This window comes from bacterium (assembly GCA_024226335.1).
Classification (GTDB): domain Bacteria; phylum Myxococcota_A; class UBA9160; order SZUA-336; family SZUA-336; genus JAAELY01.
In genome coordinates, this window is record JAAELY010000357.1 from 1 (window position 1) to 851 (window position 851).

An 851-nucleotide genomic window follows, 5' to 3' on the forward strand; every position below is an offset into this window, starting at 1 on the left:
ATCGCGATCACCGGCAGGAAGCGGCAGAAGAGCAGGAAGAGTGTGAAGAAAAGGCCGAAGCTGCCGAGCAAGGTGGCGATCTCGATCTTCGTCGGCACGTAGTAGCTCCAGCTCGAAGGCAAGAAGTCACGGTGGAGCGAGGTGACGATGATCACGAAACGCTCGAACCACATTCCGATGTTGATGAAGATCGAGAGGATCCAGACCACCATGAGATTCTTGCGGATCTTGCTGAACCAGAAGAACTGAGGCACCAGGACGTTGCACGAGACCATGGTCCAGTAGGCCCAGGCGTAGGGTCCCAGGGCGCGGTTCATGAAGACGAAGTGCTCGAATTCGTTGCCCGAGTACCAGGCGATGAAGAACTCGGTGGCGTAGGCGGTGGCGACGATGCCGCCGGTGGCGATGATCAGCTTGCACATCGCTCCCACGTGACGCGGCGTGATGTAGTCCTCGAGGTGCATGGTCTTACGCGCGATCAACATCAGGGTGAGCACCATCGCCAAGCCGGAGAAGATGGCCCCCGACACGAAGTAGGGTGGGAAGACCGTCGTGTGCCACCCCGGAATGAGCGAGGTCGCGAAGTCCATGCTGACAATGGTGTGCACCGAGAAGACCAGCGGCGTCGCCAGGCCGGCGAGCAGCAGGTAGACCGTCTCGTAGCGGTTCCAGGTGCGCATGGACCCGTCCCAGCCGAGGGAGAAGAAGCGGCACAGGAAGCGCTTGATCCGCGACTTCGCACGGTCGCGCAGGGTCGCCAGGTCCGGGATCAAGCCGATGTACCAGAAACCGAGCGAGATCAGGAAATAGGTCGAGATCGCGAACACGTCCCAGCACAGGGCCGAGCGGAA

The 851-nt window shown here is 60.6% G+C and carries 1 protein-coding gene; it reads right to left on the reverse strand.

The window, feature by feature from the left end:
- Positions 1-851 (reverse strand): polysulfide reductase NrfD (gene nrfD, locus GY725_18685; protein MCP4006215.1); only part of this gene is annotated, 851 nt, incomplete at both ends.